The organism is Sunxiuqinia elliptica (genome assembly GCF_900113005.1).
Lineage (GTDB): Bacteria > Bacteroidota > Bacteroidia > Bacteroidales > Prolixibacteraceae > Sunxiuqinia > Sunxiuqinia elliptica.
Window position 1 is genome coordinate 259909 of sequence record NZ_FONW01000004.1, and the last position, 18850, is coordinate 278758.

At 43.8% G+C, this 18850-nt stretch carries 14 protein-coding genes; 12 read left to right on the plus strand and 2 right to left on the minus strand.

Features of this window, described 5'->3' with window-relative positions:
- Positions 1-6: 6 nt before the first annotated feature.
- The 12 genes from BM156_RS10895 to BM156_RS10950 all read left to right on the plus strand — a co-directional run bounded on the left by BM156_RS10895 (position 7) and on the right by BM156_RS10950 (position 16591).
- On the plus strand, positions 7-3414 hold the full coding sequence (locus BM156_RS10895) for a SusC/RagA family TonB-linked outer membrane protein (RefSeq protein WP_093919897.1): 3408 nt from the start codon (positions 7-9) through the stop codon (positions 3412-3414).
- 12 nt (positions 3415-3426) lie between these two features.
- Positions 3427-5088, plus strand: coding sequence for a SusD/RagB family nutrient-binding outer membrane lipoprotein (locus tag BM156_RS10900; RefSeq protein ID WP_093919898.1), 1662 nt, complete (start codon positions 3427-3429; stop codon positions 5086-5088).
- 33 nt (positions 5089-5121) lie between these two features.
- Positions 5122-6501, plus strand: coding sequence for a PhoPQ-activated pathogenicity-related family protein (locus BM156_RS10905; RefSeq protein ID WP_244525734.1), 1380 nt, complete (start codon positions 5122-5124; stop codon positions 6499-6501).
- A 216-nt stretch (positions 6502-6717) separates the two neighbouring features.
- Complete coding sequence (locus BM156_RS10910) at positions 6718-7065, plus strand: hypothetical protein (protein WP_093919899.1); 348 nt, start codon at positions 6718-6720, stop codon at positions 7063-7065.
- Between the two features lie 92 nt (positions 7066-7157).
- On the plus strand, positions 7158-8120 hold the full coding sequence (locus tag BM156_RS10915) for a 3-keto-disaccharide hydrolase (RefSeq protein WP_093919900.1): 963 nt from the start codon (positions 7158-7160) through the stop codon (positions 8118-8120).
- A 466-nt stretch (positions 8121-8586) separates the two neighbouring features.
- Positions 8587-9030, plus strand: coding sequence for a MarR family winged helix-turn-helix transcriptional regulator (locus tag BM156_RS20695; RefSeq protein ID WP_170846938.1), 444 nt, complete (start codon positions 8587-8589; stop codon positions 9028-9030).
- A gap of 74 nt (positions 9031-9104) precedes the next feature.
- Positions 9105-10331, plus strand: a complete 1227-nt coding sequence (locus BM156_RS10925) for a serine hydrolase (RefSeq protein ID WP_212733488.1) — start codon at positions 9105-9107, stop codon at positions 10329-10331.
- A 50-nt stretch (positions 10332-10381) separates the two neighbouring features.
- A complete protein-coding gene (locus tag BM156_RS10930; protein ID WP_093919903.1) occupies positions 10382-11809 on the plus strand; it encodes a serine hydrolase in 1428 nt (475 codons plus the stop codon).
- A 166-nt stretch (positions 11810-11975) separates the two neighbouring features.
- Complete coding sequence (locus BM156_RS10935; protein ID WP_093919904.1) at positions 11976-12524, plus strand: DUF1697 domain-containing protein; 549 nt, start codon at positions 11976-11978, stop codon at positions 12522-12524.
- Between the two features lie 525 nt (positions 12525-13049).
- Positions 13050-14639: a YfcC family protein gene (locus BM156_RS10940; protein WP_093919905.1), complete on the plus strand. Its 1590-nt coding sequence runs from the start codon at positions 13050-13052 to the stop codon at positions 14637-14639.
- 976 nt (positions 14640-15615) lie between these two features.
- Complete coding sequence (locus BM156_RS10945; RefSeq protein WP_093919906.1) at positions 15616-16029, plus strand: hypothetical protein; 414 nt, start codon at positions 15616-15618, stop codon at positions 16027-16029.
- Positions 16030-16174: 145 nt separating this feature from the next.
- Complete coding sequence (locus BM156_RS10950; protein ID WP_093919907.1) at positions 16175-16591, plus strand: hypothetical protein; 417 nt, start codon at positions 16175-16177, stop codon at positions 16589-16591.
- A gap of 643 nt (positions 16592-17234) precedes the next feature.
- Here BM156_RS10950 and BM156_RS10955 read toward each other — a convergent pair.
- Both BM156_RS10955 and BM156_RS20600 read right to left on the minus strand, forming a co-directional pair.
- A complete protein-coding gene (locus BM156_RS10955) occupies positions 17235-17954 on the minus strand; it encodes a DUF6261 family protein (protein ID WP_139218262.1) in 720 nt (239 codons plus the stop codon).
- A 242-nt stretch (positions 17955-18196) separates the two neighbouring features.
- Positions 18197-18541, minus strand: coding sequence for a hypothetical protein (locus BM156_RS20600; RefSeq protein WP_139218263.1), 345 nt, complete (start codon positions 18539-18541; stop codon positions 18197-18199).
- Positions 18542-18850 lie beyond the last annotated feature (309 nt).

Consider the following 18850-nt stretch of genomic DNA (forward strand, 5'->3'; position numbering starts at 1 on the left):
AAAACTATGAATAATACATATTCTTTATCGCATAGCATTCCAAAGACCTTGCAATTCCTCTGGCTCATCATACCCATTCTTTTAACCTTCGAGCTACATGCACAAACTGCGACGGAGCACATCGTGTCGGGAACCGTTACTTCAGCCAACGATGGTCAGGCACTACCCGGAGTAACCGTTGCAGTAAAAGGCACTGCCATTGGAACAGTCACGAATCTTGATGGGCATTATTCCCTCGTATTGCCACAGCCCAACGCAACACTCAACTTTTCGTTCATCGGCTTCACCCCAAAAGAAGTTGAAGTTAATGGACAAAACCAGATCAACCTAAGTTTAGAAGAAAACATTGAAGCCTTGGAAGAAGTTGTGGTTACTGCTTTAGGAATAAAACGTGCTGAAAAATCGCTAGGCTTTAGCGTCGGACAAGTTGAAGGAGATGACTTGACTCGCGTTGCCCAGGAAAACGTTTTAAACTCCATGGCCGGGAAAGTGTCCGGAGTCACCATCAGCTCTACCGGAGGCGCCGGTTCAACTGTCAGTATGGTTATTCGCGGAGCCAGCTCGATGAGTACCGATAACCAACCTCTGTTTGTTGTTGATGGCGTTCCTATGGCCAGCACCGTTAACAATGTGGGTGGCTTTGGATCTGATAACCGGGTCGATTATGGAAATGCCATTGCCGACCTTGATCCGGAAAGCATTGAAAACGTATCCATACTGAAAGGCCCCAGTGCGGCAGCACTATACGGTACAAGAGCCGGAAACGGCGTAGTGCTCATAACGACCAAAAAAGCCAAAGCCGACCAAGGCATGACTGTCCAGGTTACGTCCAATACCGTTTTTGATATTCCTTCCCGCTTTCTCAATGTGCAATCTCAATTCTCAACAGGTTTTTTCTCCTTTCGACCTGAAGATGTTGGTGGAGGAATTTTACCAGAGATAACAGCTGGTGATGCAACTGCCTCCGGACCAGAAAATGACAAAGGCTACTGGGCTGTGCAATGGGATGCTCCCCTAGATGCCAACGGCGTCCCCATCCCTACCGAAGTCATTTCTTACCCCAATAATGTTCGTGATTTCATTAACGATTATGCCTTCACAACAACCAATAGTGCCGCAATTTCCAACAGTAGCGGGGCATCAAACTACCGGTTGGGAATTACCAATATGACACACAGTGGGCTGGTTCCGAACTCAGACCTGAATAAAAACAGCATCAGTTTAGCGGCCTCCTCCAAAGTTCGTGATAATTTTACGGTCAGCACCGACATCAACTTCACCAACAGTTGGGCAGACAACCGGCCTGCTTCAAACCGTGGAGCCAACCCCATGCAATGGGCCTACATGCACCCAGCCAATATTGACATTCATAAGTTGAAAGATTATGGATCGGGAGAGAATGTCAAACGGGTTTCCGGCAACCATGAAAATCCTTATTTTTTGGCTCATGAAGTCAACAATAGCTTCAACCGCTACCGGATTTATGGCAACCTAATAGCCACTTGGGAAATCAACTCGAAACTGAGCTTCATGGCACGCTACACCCTCAACAAAACCGATGAGGTTCGGGAGTCCAAAATAGCACCGGGTTATTTGAAGGAACCCAATAATGGAGCTTATGGAATTGGCAATGGAAATAGCCTGGAGCGCAACACCGATGTGTTGGCAACTTACAAAGATGACTGGGAAGACTTTTCATTGACAGCTTCTGCCGGAGGCAATGTCCTGTATTCAAAATCATCGGTCATTTCCAACTCATCCAAGCCAGGTTCTGGTTTGAATGTTCCCAATCTTTACACCGTCAATAACATCAATTCAGGAGCACTAAACTATTCAAACAGCCGGGCAGAAAAAGCCATTAACAGTGTTTATGCCATGGCTAACCTGGGATGGAAAGATCGCATCTTTATTGACCTGACAGCACGAAACGACTGGTCAAGCACCTTACCCGGTGAAAACAGATCCTACTTCTACCCTTCTGCCTCAATGAGCATTATGCTTAACGAATTGGTTGACTTGGGTCCTAATGTCAATCTCTTGAAACTAAGAGGCGGATGGGCACAAGTTGGAAACGACACCTCTCCTTACAGCTTATACGCCACTTATTCCAATCAAGGGCAATGGGGTGATGCCATCGCCTTAGCCAAGCCAAGCGGGCTACTAAGTCCTCAACTACTCCCGGAACTGGCCACCTCTCTGGAATTTGGAACCGATATCAGGCTCTTCTCCAACCGCCTGCGCCTTGAAGGAACTTACTATACCGTTGATAACGAAAACCAGATTTTGGGTATTCCCTTGGCAGCATCCACCGGGGCAAGCAGCATCCGTATCAATGCTGGCTTACTACAAAGCAAAGGCTGGGAGCTCTTAATCGGAGGAACTCCTATTCAGAACAATGACTGGACCTGGGACTTAAACCTCAACTTCACAACCAATGAAACGCGTATTCTAGAGTTAGCCGAAGATTTGGACTTTGTTGAATTTTGGGATAATGCACGCGTAAAGAACATTGGCTACGTAAAAAATGATGCCTTGGGACACGATGGTTTGGTCGGAAACCTCTATTCGCGCAAAGTGCAACGAGTAACCGATGAAAGCTCGCCTTACTACGGCTTTCCAATTCTGGGAAGTGGATTGGATGCTGAATGGATGGGAGAAGAGGCCTACTCGAAAGTGGGAAATTACAACCCCGATTTCATTATGGGCTTGCAAACCAGTCTTCGCTACAAGAACCTCTCACTAAACATGACCTTCGATTGGCGTTCCGGCGGGCAATATGTATCGCAAACCTACCGCTACCTCTCCGAGAATGTGATCACACAAACCTGGCTCGACGAGCTAGTTCACCCGGGAGAATTGGGCGGAGCTGCCAGCGAGGAACTTAAAGCCTGGGTTTTGGAGCATAAAGATGAACTTTTACTAAGCGACCGTTTGCGCCCTGTTGGAGGTCCCACCCCGGAATACGGAGGATTTCCCGAGAACTTTAGTGGCGTAACCGTGTACGATGCCACCTTTGCCCCTGGAGTTATGGGCCATTACGATGAAAATGGCAAGTTCGTTTTGGAGCAGGAAAACCTGGGGAATGAAGGAACAGTCTTTCTCCCATACGTGGTTAGCTATCCGTGGGACATTGGGCAAGCCAACTTGTTTGATGCCGACTATGTGAAACTTCGCGAAATCTCCCTGAACTATCAGGTGCCTGACCAGCTTAGCCGAAAGCTGGGCATGCAGGATGTCAACCTAAGCTTGTATAGCCGCAACATCATTTTGTGGACCAAAGACTCAAAACTTGGAGTTGATCCGGAACGCGCCTATCAAGCCGAAGGAAACGGGCGATTCTCGCAGGGCGTTGAACGTTACAATGCTGATCCATGGATTGTTCCTATTGGTTTCAAATTGAGTTTCACCTTATAAAATCAATCAACAATGAAAATTAGATATACCATCAATAAATGCTTCATAGCACTCACCGCATTCATCTTTTTGCTGGCCATTTCCTGTAAAGATTTAGGAGAACTCAACGTCAATCCCAACGGTGTTGATCCGGAGAATGCCGATCTGAACCTCTTGCTTCCAACCATGATCACCGGAGTTGGAAAAACGGTTGTCAGCCTAGGATTTGGTCATATAGCAGGCGTCATGCAACACACCCAGCACGATGGCTGGTCGAGCGGACACAACGACTACGATTGGGATAACGCCAGCCACAGCTGGTCCGGCTACTATGGCATTTTGCGCAATACCGACGAGTTTCAGAAAAAAGCTGAAGCCGGGAACTACGAGTTCCACCAAGGCGTAGCTCTCGTGATAAAAGCGTACACCTTTGGCTTAATTGCCGACCTGTGGGGAGATGCTCCATACACCGAAGCGCTCCAAGCTGAATCCGGAACTGAATACTTTAAACCCATATTCGATGATCAACGGGATATTTACCTCGGGCTATTGGCTGATTTGGAAACTGCCAACAGCTTACTTTCCAAGGACAATGAGGCATACTTCAATGTCAATGCCACACAGGATATTTTGTATGAAGGCGATGCCAGCAAATGGCGTCAGCTAGCCAATTCGCTGGCTTTACGCTACTACATGCGTCTGTCAGCCAAGGAACCCAGTATTGCGGAAGAAGGCATTAAACGCATTACTTCCGATCCATCAAGCTATCCTCTAATTTTACAAGCTGAAAATGATGCCACCGTAGGCTACATTGGACAATCTCCCGCCGACTCGTGGCCCAGTAACATGGTGTTTGATCCCGATCCCAGTGGAGACTATATGCGGGTGAAGTTATGCGCCACGCTTGTTGACGCAATGCAGGAACTCAATGACCCTCGCTTGGGAGTTTGGGCCAATAAGGTCGCCATTCCGCTTGAACTTGTTGAAGGCGAAGGAGTGGATCAGATCGTGGATGGCAAACGCCAAATTTCGCAAGACATTGTTGATGCCTATGAAGCAGCCTGGCAGGTAGGTGTTGATTTTGACCAGGATTTTGTGGGCATCCCGCCCTCTGTTTTTGCGGCCTCACAATACAATTTGAATCCCAATCTGGACCAAGGGGTGTTCAATCCGCATGCTTCACAGCTCAACGACCGGTATATGGAAACCCACGGTGATCTACTTCAGATGCGTCTACTATCTGCTGCCGAGGTTCACTTCCTTTTGGCCGAGGCCAGTTTGCATGGTTGGGCTCCCGGAACTGCCGAAGGACACTTTACCACAGGCATCCAGCAATCATTCAATACCTGGGGTGTTGGAGCTGAATCTGACACCTACATTGAAGCGCTGAACTTTGATGGACTGGAAAGCATCATTCAGCAAAAATGGATTGCCAGCTGGACTGCTGCTGCCGAAGCGTGGTTCGATTACCGAAGAACAGGTTATCCTGACCTGCAAACCGGGGAATCAGCTAAACGAGCCGCCTTGCCCCTGCGCTTTTACTATCATTTTGATGATGAAATTTCGAAAAATACAACCAATGCAGAGGCAGCCATCTCCAAGCTGGAACCAACACAATACAAAGGAAATGATGTGAGCAACAACAGTGCCTGGTCGAAAACCTGGCTTTTGCAAGGCACCAACAAACCCTATTAATTCTGATTTTAGACTTCAATAAAAACAACCACCATGAAATGTAAACAGCTAAAACAAATCTTCTTCTCGCTACTTTTTAGCCTGACAATGACCGTTTCCCTGTATGCCGGGAACAATGGAGCAGTTACTCCGGAAACGGCGTTAAATGCCTACCTGAATAACGATGATACTTCTTTCAAATGGGAAGTTCACGACCAAACTCAAGCAGAAGGGCTGACTGCTTACCGGCTAATTCTCACTTCGCAAACCTGGCGCAACATTCCGTGGCAACACGAGCTCATTGTCCTTGTTCCAAAGGAGCTCAATTACCACGATGCCCTGCTTTTTATTACCGGGGGAAGTGTTAAAGAAGGCTATCCCAACCTGCACAAATGGGACGACAAGCTTATCCAGTCGATGGGGCAAATGGCAACCACCAATCAAGCCATTGTCGCCATTATTTGGCAGGTTCCCAACCAGCCGCTGTACGACGATTTAACGGAGGACGCCTTAATTTCCTTTACCTTGCATAATTACCAGAACGACCAGGATTTTACCTGGCCCCTTCTGTTTCCAATGACCAAAAGTGCCATCAAGGCAATGGATGCCATTCAAGAGTTTTCCAGGCAACAACTGAGTTTTGGGGTCAAACAATTTGTTGTTTCCGGTGCCTCCAAGCGCGGATGGACCACTTGGCTTACCGGAGCCAGCGACCAACGCGTCAAGGCCATTGGTCCCATGGTTATTGATGTGCTGAATATGCCGGTCAATGTCGATTACCACAAGGTTGCCTGGGGCGACTACAGCATCCAAATTGAGGACTACGTCCGCCTGGGCATCGCTCAGCAGGTTAACACACCGAGAGGTTCAGACCTGGTTAATATGATTGATCCTTACGCCTACCGGAAAAACCTGAGCATTCCGAAAATGCTGTTTATTGGTACCAACGACGAATACTGGCCGGTTGATGCAGTTAAAAACTACATCGACAGTATTCCCGGGCAAAATATGATTTGCTACACCCCCAATGCCGGGCATGGGCTGGGCGACAAAAAGACAGCCTTGACCACGCTCAGCGCTTTCTTTGGGATGGCGGCCCGCAATCAGCCTTATCCGATAAACGACTACAGCATTTCAACCACCGCACAGGGAGCTTCGCTGAAAGTACTGGCCAATGCGGATTTATTGGAAGAAGTCATTCTTTGGACGACCTCCTCCAGCGACCGCGATTTTCGTGATGAGCAATGGAGCAGCAGTAGCCTCGGGCAAAAAGCCAAATCAGAAATTCAACTCGACATTCCTTTCCCCGAGACGGGTTACAAAGCCTTTTATGTCGATCTGAAATACAAAGCGCCCTATGGGGGAAGCTATACCCAAAGCACGCGCATGTTTGTAACCGATAACAAAGCACTTTTACTCCAGCGAGGTCAATAGTTTTCTAAAACTCCCAGCGCCTGCAGTTCGATGGTGTTGGGAGTTAATTTTTAATTCCTGAAAGATGAGACAGTTCTTCTTGCTTTTTAGTCTTTTATTATTTTTACTACCGCCCCTGCAGGCCCAAACATTTAAGGCCGGAGCAGCCTTGCGCGTAATTACGGCCTATTCCAATGCCAAAATATTCACTAAGTTTGCCTTCAAAATAAAGGAACTATGGATATTAGCGGAAGCTGGACCTATCACGAAGATTTTGAATACGGCCAATCGACAGGCCAAGTAGAATTTACCCAAACCGGTAACGAAGTGAATGGCGTTTTTTCGTTTACCGAAGAAGTTGAAAATAATTACCGCATCGAGGTAACCGAAAAGGTAAAAGGCACCATTACCGAGGATCAACTGTTGCTGGAAAGCCTTGAAGTAACGGCCTTGCAAAACGGCAGTCCAATCAGCTATTTACCCAACACCTTCGAAATACAACGCATAAGCGAAAACCAAATGGTTGGATCAACGTTCGACAGCGAAGCTGTTTGCGGCGTATTTGTGTTGGAGCGAAAAAGTTAATCTTTTGGCATCAAAGAGGGGAATAATTGCATTAAGCTGTTTGATATTTTTGTTAAAACGGTAATTTTGGCTTATCCTAAAAATATTAAATCATGAAGAATCTACTGAAATCAATTGCTGGTGTTCGTAAAGCCATGGGCTTAGTTGCCTTGAGCCTTATTTTTGCAAGCCTGTCTCTTTCATTAAGCGCTCAGGAGCATCCCATTACCGGACACTGGGACCTTACCGTTCAACACAATGGCCAGTCACTCCCCTCTTGGCTTGGCGTAAAGCTGTCGGGTTTTAAAACCTATGTCGGTTATTTTGTAGCCGATATTGGTAGTGCACGCCCGGTTTCTGAAATCGTTTTTAAAGATGGAAAAGTATCGTTCCATATTCCACCACAGTGGGAAAGCGGCGACAATGATCTGCTTTTTGAAGGAACACTGGAAAACGATGAATTGAGTGGTGTGATTACCACGGCCTCAGGCGAAAAGCGCTCGTTTGTTGGTGTTCGTGCCCCCGAACTAAAGCGCAATATGGAGCCCAAGTGGGGAAAAGCCATTACCCTTTTCGATGGCAAGAACCTGGACAACTGGCATGCACAAAAAGGGGAAAACCAATGGGTGGTGAAAGATGGTATTTTGACCAATCCCAAGCCAGGAACCAACCTGATCAGTAACCAGAAGTTTGATGATTTCAAATTGCATGTTGAATTCAAATACCCTGAAAACGGGAACTCTGGGATCTACCTAAGAGGCCGCTACGAAGTCCAAATTGAGGACAGTAAGGGAAAAGAACCATCATCCATCTACCTCGGTGGTGTTTACGGATTTCTTACTCCAAACGAAATTGTAGCTAAAAATCCTGGTGAGTGGCAAACCTACGACATCACCTTGATCGGACGTCGGATAACCATTGTTGCCAACGGCAAAACAGTGATTTGCGACCAAATCATTCCGGGAATTACCGGAGGCGCCATCGACAGTCATGAAGGCGAACCGGGCCCAATTATGTTGCAAGGTGACCACACTGCAGTCGAATACCGAAACATCGTTATTACACCAGCGAAATAGTTGCTGTCTAAGAAATTAATCCTAAGAAGCCTGCTTTTCATTCCTTCGAAAGCAGGCTTTTTTTTGACCAACAACCGGTATGCTATCAAAAGTAGCCTGCCTTTTCTGGTCTCCGGGTTCCACTTCACTCTTTGCTCTCTGCCCCATGCCCTCTGCCTTTTATCTGAGGAGTGGCATCAGTTCACTGATGGCGAGGTGGTTCGCTTTCCTGTCAACCGAACAGAAAGATCGCTTAATTCTTACCCCTTCCGGTTCCGAGCATCGGAACAACCTTCCCTTGAAAAGAGGAAGGAAGCCCAAACGCCAACTTTATCGCAGATCTGTAAAACTATTTTTGCCAGCAGGGGGCTATCCGACTTTCCTCAAATCTCTGAAGTTCTCACCCTGGAACAGCAAAAGAATTTCCCTCAACTTTTATTTGATATATCAAATAATTACATATATTTACTTGATATATCAAACAACTATGAAATTCAACACACCTACAAGTACTGCACTTTACGCAATTGAAGAAACAATAAAAGCTTATCGAAGACTAAGTCAACAAAATATATCTGCAGTAGTTCCCAAGATCACTGTGGATCAGGCTCTAATTCTAATTATCATTGACCGTGAGGATAAAACTCAATCTGAAATTGCAGATCTAATTTTTAAGGATTATGCATCAATGACCCGAATTATAAAGTTGATGATAGAAAAAAAGTATTTAACCAAGATGATTGATGAAGCAGACAGACGAAAGACAAAACTGAAAATCACAACAAATGGGAAAAGCATTATAGAACAATTAAAGCCTGTGATTCAAAAGAACAGGGCTGTTGCATTAAACAATGTGTCGGATGAAGAGCTGGAACAGATGTATAAGACGCTCAATAAAATAACCCAAAACTGTCAAATCGCCCGGAAATGAAATTCTTCTCGTTGATAATTTTGCTAATAACTACATTAGCTCATTCCCAAAATAAGTCCAAGCTGGAAAGTTATATGGATGCTCAGGCAAATATCAATGGTTTTTCAGGAACGGTATTGATTACAAAAAGCGATTCGGTCATGCTCAAAAGAGCGTATGGATTGGCCGATTATGAATGGAAAACTCCAAATACTATTGATACCAAATTTAGCTTGGCCTCTGTTTCAAAACAATTTACGGCCGTTGCCATTTTACAGTTAGTTGAAAAAGGTCAAATGTCGCTTGACGATAAGCTAGTGAAGTATTACCCGCAGTTTCCGCATGGAGACCAGATTACAATTCAGATGATGCTGACCCATAATGCAGGGTTTCAGATGGACTATGACGAACTATATCTGGCAAAAACAGCATTAGAAAAAGACTCGGTGGCAAGCTACATTATGCAAAAACCATTATTGTTTGAACCGGGTTCTAAAACGGCTTATAGCAATATTGGCTACTATCTGCTGGCCCGCATCATCGAAAAAGTTTCCCATCAAGCCTATGCCACCTATTTGAAACTGAACTTGTTTGATGTAGCCCAAATGTACAACACGGGAATCAGTAATAACGATTCAATTGTTGCTAGATATGCAAAAACCTATTACAGAAAAGACAATGTATTGATTAAAAACCCATACATCAACTGGAACTACAACATCGGGCACGATGGGGTCTATTCTACCGTCGGAGATTTGTATTTATGGAATAAAGCATTGTTTGACAGTACTATTCTGCTTAATGCGGCTTCTAAAAAGAAAATGTTTACGTCTTATAATGACGAGAAATTTGGATTTGGCTTATTAATCAACCCGTTCTATAATCAGAATCATCAACTGATGGCCCACGATGGAGGCTTCTTTGGTGCGATGAGCTCGTTTAATAAATTCACCGATGATGATATCTTTATTACTGTACTATCCAATAATCAATCTCCATCCTATTTAATTGCTTACGCTCTTGCCGCAATTGTTTTTGACAAACCGGTAGAACTTCCATACAAGCATGTGCAGGTTAAGATAGATACCAAAGTATATGAGGCTTATATCGGGCAATATGAAGATATCACGATTCTGAAGAAGAATGAAAAGCTCTACTATTCGAGTTATGATTCTGAATTATTACCAGCATCCAATGAGCAATTTTTTCGTTCCGATAATCGTCATCTGACAATTGAGTTTGTACGCAATAGTAGCGGAATAGTAACGGCGCTAAAGCTTATAAAAGCAGGCGTTATAGCAATCAAAAAGAAAACGGATTAGAAAATACACGCAAACAGAGCTCTAAGAATAAAAATTTCAAACCCTTAAAAATGAAGAAACTAATTTACCTGCTAACAGCATTTGTAGCACTCCATGCCTGCACAAATATGAAAACAGTTTCGTATCAGGACCCTAAAATAACTGAAATAGCAAACTATTTAAATGCGCTGAATGGTTTTAGTGGTGCCGTTTTAATCGCTAAAGATGATAGTATCCTGTTTAAAAAAGCATATGGTTTTGCTCATTTGGGGCATCGCGTTAAAAATAATACAGACACTAAGTTTTCTTATGCTTCTATTGGCAAATCATTCACAGCCGTTGCAATATTTCAGCTCATTCAAAACGGTAAGTTAACCTTGCAAGATCCCATCGGAAAATTTCTTCCGGACTATGCTAATAAAACAGCAAGGGATTCGATAACCATTGAGCTCTTGCTTAAACACAGAAGCGGATTACCTAATTATTTCCATTCAGAGAACTACCTCAATACGTCAAAACATCTATTTAGAAGCATCGAGAGCCTTGAAAAACTATACGAGGACGAACCTTTAGAATTTAAACCTAATGCGCAATTTGCTTATAGAAATACCAACTATATTGTGCTTGGACGAATTATAAAGGTGGTGAGTGAAATGACTTATGAAGACTATATCCAAACACATATTTTCTCGGTTGCAGCCATGCAAAATACAGGCGATTTTGATATTGACCTTAATATTGACAATGCCGCTGAAAACTATACATTGTCAGATGTTTATCCTAACGAGCTTCAAAAAACAATCTTTATGGGGGCTGCGAAAGGTGGTCCGGCCGGAGGTGGGTATTCAACCATCGATGATTTGTATAAATTCGCAAGTGCTTTTAAGAGCAATCAGCTTTTAAGCCCTCGCTTAACAAATAGCATGAAAAAGGAGCCGGAAAGTGGCTGGTATGGATACGGAATGCAATTTGCCGGTGCAAAAGGTTCGGGCATTTATGGGCACAGTGGCGGGCATTATGGTGTAGGAGCTGAATGGAGAGTGTTTGAAAAGCAAAATTACATCGTGGTGCTTTTAACCAATAAGGATTTAGACCAAGGTTTTTTTGATGCTCGTTTTTTTATCGAAAAAACCATTGCAGGTACTACACCTAAGTTGGATAACTACTTTTTCACCCAAAAAGTAATCGATACTTGTTTAGATAAGGGGATTGAGCAAGCTAAAATGGTGATCAGTGCATCCAGTTTCGAACTATCTGAGCTTAACCTGAATGCCAAAGGCTATGAGATGATAAAGAGAGGTTTCTATAAAAAAGCGATCGATCTATTTATGCTTGAGGTACTATTTTTCCCTGAATCATATGATGCATATGATTCTTTAGCCGAGGCCTATATGAAGGATGGACAAAGCGATAAGGCGATAGTAAATTATCGCAAAAGTTTGGAAATGAACCCTGAAAATCACAATGCCAAAGAGAAATTAACCAACTTACTCAAATAAACGGAACCTGTTACCTAACAAGGTGCAGGCGCATATCGGCATCGCGTCGAAATATAAGTAAGTTTGAAACTGTCAGTTGCACAACCGGAGTTGCAGACTTCGCATATGGAATGACAGGATAAAGTGCTGTAATGGATGGGGTAGTGATAATTAGAACGAAACTACAATGAACAAAAAAGTAGCAATATTAAGAGGGATTAATGTCGGAGGAAAACGGAAAATCCTTATGGCCGACCTGAAAGCCATGTGTCAAAAATTGGGATGGAAAAATGTGGTCACTTACATACAAAGTGGAAATTTGATTTTTGAATCAAGCCAACAAAACACTGAACTGGAAAATGTGCTCGAGAATGCTATCAAGGAAAAGTTTGGCTTTGAAGTTCCGGTTGTTGTTCGGCGTTTAAATGAGCTACAAGCGTTAATCGATAATAATCCATTTTATAACCATGATGCTGATGTTAATCAATTGCATCTAACCTTCTTAAAGGAAAGCCCGACTGCGGAAAATACAGACAAAACACTAAGCTATAACTACGAACCAGACAAATTCGAAATCGATAATAAAGCCGTATTTATTTTCTGTGCCGGAAAATACCATCAATCAAAACTGACTAATACCTTTTTTGAGAAAAGCCTAAAGGTTGGAGCTACAACAAGAAATTGGAAAACCGTTTTGAAACTACAGGAACTATGTCAATCGCAAAATATTGGATAAACCAACTAAAAAGGATCGCATCTCTATTTGCCAGCTAATAGTATAGATGCGATCCCTATCACTGGAATCCAGCCCCCCAACCCTGAATCTCAATAATCTGTCTTTCGTCCTCCGTCCTCGGTCTTGCAAAAAAACTCTGCGCCTTTGTGCCTCTGTGTTTTAATTAACTGTCTATTTTGCCACTAACTAATTCTACGTAAAATCGGATCGCATCTCTATTTGCAAGCTAATAATAAAGATGCGATCCCTATCACTGGAACACAGAGCCCTGAACCCGCAACCCCAAACTCACAACTCCAGTCACCGTTCTTCCGTCCTCGGTCTTCGGTCTTGCAAAAAAAAACTCTGTGCCTTTGCGCCTCTGTTTTTATCCTTCCCGGCACAATACACTATGCAGTAAAGGTCATGCCTAAATCCAACTAATTTCCTATTTTTACGCCCCATTAAGGCATCATGATATTGGCAGCGTATGTCTCGTATCTTATGTCTTGAGTCTTGATACTTATGTCTTAAACCTAAAAAAGCATGTTTAAAAAAGTCCCCCACACCTACGTTATTGTCTTTCTCCTGATTGTATTTGCTGCTATAGCTACCTGGTTTATTCCCGGCGGCGAGTATGTTAAAGAAACCACCGTGGTTAATGGTGTTGAGCAATCACAAATGGTGTATAAATCCATCGAAAGTCAGCCACAAACCTGGGAGGTGTTTGCTGCCATGGTGCATGGCTTCGAAAAGGGGGCGGGCATCATTGTTTTCATCCTGATGATTGGTGGTGCTTTTTGGATTATGAATGCTTCTCGTGCTATTGATGTCGGCATTCTGTCTTTCTTAGGTTTTGTCAAAAAGCTCGATAGATACAAACTGATACGCGCCGTTGGGGCCAATAACCTGATTCTGATCCTCATCATGTTGATGTTTTCCGTTTTTGGGGCCGTTTTTGGCATGAGTGAAGAAACCATCGCCTTTATGGTGGTGCTTATTCCGCTGGCGATCTCCATGGGCTACGACAGCATCACGGGCGTAGGCATTGTGTTTGTGGCCGCTGGTTTAGGCTTTGCAGGAGCCGTGCTCAACCCCTTTACCATTGGTATTGCACAGGGGCTGGCCGGACTACCGCTGTTTTCCGGCTTCGAATACCGATTGGTGTGCTGGCTGGTGATTAACCTTATTGGCTTCACCTACATCCTTTGGTATGCCCGTAAGGTAAAAAAGAACCCCGAGCTATCGACTGTTTATAAAGAGGACGAGTATTGGCGGAAGCGAGCCGAAGGGCAGGCGAATAATATTGAAGAGCCTGGCACAACAGCTGCCTGGTGGGTGTATGCACTAACAACTATTGTACTGGTATTATTTGCCATTAAGCATCCATATACAACGCTGAAAATGGGAGGTGGCGAAGGTGTTACCTGGCCTGTGATGCCGGTGATGGCTGGCTGTTTTGCCATTGCAGGTTTTCTTTCTTTGCGCAACAAGGTGCATTTCTTTATCCTGAACCTATTAGGATTCACCATCTTATTTCTGATTATTGGGGTGATGGGCTACGAATGGTACATCACTGAGATTGCCGCTTTGTTCCTGGCCATGGGCCTACTGTCAGGAGCATCAATGAGCTATGATGCCAATAAAATCACCAAGCTGTTTATCGATGGCGCCAAAGATATTATGTCGGCGGCGCTGGTGGTTGGTCTGGCAGGCGGTATCATCGTCATCCTCGAAGATGGTAAAATTGTACACACCATCCTGCACTCGCTGGCTCAGTCCATGAGCGATTTGGGCAATATAGCATCGGTGGGCATCATGTATATGATTCAAACGCTGATCAATATCTTTATTCCAAGTGGTTCGGCCAAGGCCGCTTTAACCATGCCTATCATGGCGCCTTTTAGCGACCTGATTGGCCTGTCGCGCCAAGCAACGGTTATGGCATTTCAGTTTGGCGATGGCTTCACCAATATGATTACGCCAACGTCACCTGTTTTAATAGGTGTGCTGGGCGTTGCTAAAATACCCTATTCCAAATGGGTAAAGTGGATCGCTCCACTGATTATTCTGATGATAGTGATTGGCTTTCTGTTATTGATACCAACAGTAACCATGGAGCTAAACGGTTTTTAGTGGGAGTTGCTGGCTTTCGGCTTATAACTATTAGCTAAAACCTTTATATTAGGCACAAATCCGACATCAGCATGCAGCTTGAAGCCCGCAACTTACGGATGATTAAATAGCATGGCCTATTCATACTAAAAGAGAATGCAGCCCTTCAGATATTACTTCATCCTGAAGGACTGCTATAGTAATAACCATGGTGTAACCTTTGGAACCGATGCAGGGCTGGATTCGAATTCATGCCTTCATCGGGGTTTAGCGTCTTCCTGAACTTGTTTCAGGATCTGTTTCCCATCGCTCTTTTCAATCCTTATTTAATCTTGAAGACACCAACTGCTCAAAAATCCCGTCATTGCGAACGAAGTGACGCAATCTGCCCATCTCGTTTACGAAATTCGCTTTTCTATACTCGCTAAACCAACTTGTCCTTTTGGCTTGATCCAAAAGAACGAAAAGATCAAGGCTGACGATGCTTTTGAATGAAAACCACGGATCAGTCACTCCCCGAAAACCAACTCCTCCCGCTGGTCGTCAAACAGGTTTTTCTTAGCGAGTACCTACGCGAATTCCTTCCCTTGTTTTCTGGTTCAAAACCCTCGTAGGCCAATCCTTTCTGTGATCACTAGTCGTTGAATTAGTGACTTCATCGGGCTGAGCGTCTCCCTGAACTTGGTTTAGGATCTGTCAACACCGAGCTACGGTTTTATTTGAAACGAGATCTGATAATCCCGTTTCCGATCTCCCTTTTTCCATTTTCATCTTCGCTCTCTGCCCTATGCCCTTTTGCTTTCTTCATGAAGAAGCGAATTCATTAATTTGTCAGTTAATCTATTTATTTTGATAAACATATTTTATATATTCGGAGTGACAAAGAACACCAGGAGCAAACAGGAAGAATATCAAATGTTATCAGAAGAAGGTGTTCATAATTTTAAATAAAAGCAACCTTTATAGCTCAAGATTAATCTATTATAAAAAATCAGCTATGAGAAAACTTATATTTCTTTTGACATTGTTCATCGCTATCAGTTTTTACAGTTGTAAAAAAGAAAAGCTACAAGCAGATTTATATCTCTATGAAGATTCGTCATATAGTGGCACGTTTAAAACCATAAACTCAGAAAATATTTCTGGTACGGTAATTTTGAATATTTCAAATGGATATTACGAATGCTTAACCAATCTGCCTTTTGGACACGGGGCTGGAAAGTTGGAAATTAAAGAAACTAAGATAAACTTCATTGACACGTTATTTCTCCCAATTCCAGCAACATACGGACCATCTTATGTTATCAGTGGAGAACACTTTTACACGTTTGATGGAGAGAATTTAAAAATGTGGAGAGAAAAAAATGTTGGTAGTGTTCAATATGATTTACAAATTGAAAGGAAAGACTAAGCCTAACATTTTTTTATAGCAGGCGGGAGTTTTAGAGGGTCTTACAGGATTCCTATTGGAAATCACTCCAACCGCATATCTCCACTGCAGCCTCCAACCTCACCTAAAACAAACCGCGATTCGATCATTCAAAACAACTACCCAGATGAGCATATTTGAACTAATTGGAGAACTATTTAATCCTGGACAAGTAGGAGAAATTGACTTTAACGACCGTAGGGAAACGTATCACCGAAAGTTCATCATCATTCGATTGGTGATCTCATTGCTGCTTTTAGGACTTTTAGAGTATCTATTCCTTCGTTATCCAAAACACTACAATGACTTTGTCTACATCCTGAAGGTAAATGCGTTTCTATTAATCTACCTTCTCATCTCATTTAAAATCAAGATAAGATCGAACTCGGATAATCTAGGGTGGGTTCCCTTTTTAATCGACAATCCTTTTCGTATCTCAGATGATTTCAACCGCTTTTTGGTTGTTTTAAAAGTTCTCTTTATGCCCGGAAAATATATTTCAAGCAGCATCCATAATTTCTATAAATCCATCGTTACCAAATAAAACAGGGACCTAACTCCCCTCATTACCGCTTCGCTAAAACGGCGCAGGTTGAGTTTAATTGAAATAAAATTGGGGTCCCGGTTTCTGTTGTCCTTTTGGCTTAATCCAAAAGAACGAAAAGATCAAGACTGACGATACTTTTGAATGAAAACTACGTAGGTCAATCCTGTTACCGATAATTTGAACTCGAATTCGTACCTTCATCGGATTTAGCGTCTTCCTGAACTTGGTTCAGGATCTGTTTCCCATCACTCTTTTCAATCCTTATTTCTCAACCACTCACCCATTTCTCCTCCTATTCGAGGAGGAGTGACACCGATTGATCGGTGTCGAGGTGGTTTGCTTTATTTTCATCGAAGTGTAAGATTCAATTCGTCCTTAACTCTTCCGGGTCCGATGATCGGAACCACCTTCCCTTGAGAAAGGGAAGGAAACCCAAACGCCAACTTTATCGCAGATCAGTAAAATTATTTTTGTCTGCAAAAGGGCATCAGACCTTTCTTAAATCTCTGAAGTTCGCCCCCGCTAGAACGCGTCTTCCTGAACTTGGTTCAGGATCTCTCCCTGCCATTTCCAAGCCCATTCTCCTGCGCATGAAAAAAGGCACCTTTTTCAGATGCCTTGTACAAAATGCCCGTGGTTGTTACTCTACCAGGGGTTCCACCGGGCTGTCCTCCTCAGCCGCACTGGCACGTCCGTCCCGGGCAGTTATTGTTTCGTTGTAGTATTTAATGCGCTGATTCAGTTCACGAATAAAGGCTTCAGTAGCTGGTGTGGCTATTTCAAGTGTTACCTGTGCATTAATCCGCTTGACTATATTTTGATAGATCGGATCGAGCTCATCGCGTAGCACTTTTACATCGCCACTGTCTTTGTTCGCCAGTTCAAGGTTACGCGAATCGATGAGTGACTGAAAATCGAGGTTCTGCTGCTTCAATGCCGCCACCCAACTGGTGATGCCTAAGGTGTTACAATGTGCTTCATTTTTGCTTTTTTCCAAATCCTCAACCAGGTTACTAATGGCCGCACTCTCTTCGTTATACGACAAACTACGAACATTGCCATACAAATCGAAAATACGTTTGATCGCTTTGGCACTTGCTACTTCAGCTTCAATGGGGCTTAACAACGACGACTTGACACGTTCGTTCAGAGCGCTCCAGGTGCGGTCGCGGCCGACATCCACCGTGGCAATTTCTTCGGTTTTCACACTCCCGGGGTCAATCAGTAGACTGCCGTTTAAGCGAGCCAGCCCACCTGCAAAGTCGGGATAAACACCTTCGAGCTGCAAAGCAGCCGGTGTGGCCTTGTTGATGGCTTTATCCACCTCACTCATAAATTGATAATGTTCGTTGTTGCGCATCCGCGCGAGCTTGATTGTTTGAATGAATTCCATGGTCTGTGTTGTTTTAAATGTTAATTAGAATGTTTTTAAGGCTATTTGGGGCACGAATAAAACAAGCTTATTTGTTTTGTTCAGTTAAAATTACAACAATCTGATTTTCAAGTCAAGACCAGAAAACTTTTGTAGAACATAAAATGAATTCAATACAAGCACTCGCTCCTTAATCAGGGGAAAAGCCGGTTGCTCATCGAAAGTGCCCCCTAGGCGCACGGCACCACAAGCTTGAAGTTCGGAGGCTTGCCGGCGATGACTGGCAACAAAATGTTTCCAAACAATAGCTTCCCCGCGACGCATGGCATGCCTCTGTTTCGGTTCGAAAGCTTGCCAGTGATGCCCGGCAACAAAATGTTGACGAACAAAAGCTTGCCAGCGGTGCCCGGCAACAAAATGTTGGCAAACAAAAGCTTGCCAGCGGTGCCCGGCAACAAAATGTTCACAAACAAAAGCTTGCCAGTGGTGCCCGGCAACAAATTGTTGGCGAACAAAAGCTTGCCGACGATGGCTGGCAACAAATTGTTGGCGAACGAAAGCTTGCCAGCGGCCAATGGGGAGCTCTATATGTCAGTACATTAGCATACTTTTAAAGTGGGGCGATTCTTGTGAAAGGTGCAGTTGACGGGTTAGTGAGCTGAGGAAAGAAAGTCTCGTCATTGCGAACGAAGTGACGCAATCTGCCCATCCCGTTTACGGTCTTCGTTTTTTCTATGCTCGCTAAACCAACTTGTCCTTTTGGCTTAATCCAAAAGAACGAAAAAATCAAGGCTGACGATGCTTTTGAAGGAAAACTACGGATCAGTCACTCCCCGAAAACCAACTCCTCCCGCTGGTCGTCAAACAGGGTTTTCTTAGCGAGT